Annotated in this window: 1 protein-coding gene; it reads left to right on the forward strand. The window is 52.6% G+C overall.

The window, feature by feature from the left end:
- On the forward strand, positions 1-416 hold a 416-nt coding region (locus KDM89_RS20000), incomplete at both ends, for a substrate-binding periplasmic protein (RefSeq protein WP_212689630.1).

A 416-nucleotide genomic window follows, 5' to 3' on the forward strand; every position in this document is an offset into this window, starting at 1 on the left:
GTTTGCTGGCTTTTGTGCTCGCGCTGTGGGCCGCGCAAGTGATGGCGTCGCCTGCTGCACCAGGGGAGTTGACGATTTACACAGAAGATTGGCCGCCGATCAGCTTTAAGAGTGGTGACAAGCTCGATGGTATGGCGGTGGAGCTGGTGCAAGCGCTGCAAAAAAGAATAGGCAGCAATACGGCGATACAACTGGTTCCGTGGAACCGTGGTTATAAGGCTTTGCTGGAAGATCCCAATATTTTGCTTTTTACAGTAGGGCGTTCTGAAGAGCGTGAGAAAGCCATGACTCTGGTTGGCCCGCTTGCTATTTCACGTACTGTTTTGTACACCCGCAAGGGAAACGCTGCACGCTTGCTAGGCCTGGGTGATGATCTGTATCAGGTTGCAGTCGGTGCCTACCGGGGTAGTATTTTT

The sequence above is a fragment of the Cognatundibacterium luofuense genome (assembly GCF_018139685.1).
Taxonomy (GTDB): domain Bacteria; phylum Pseudomonadota; class Gammaproteobacteria; order Burkholderiales; family Burkholderiaceae_D; genus Undibacterium; species Undibacterium luofuense.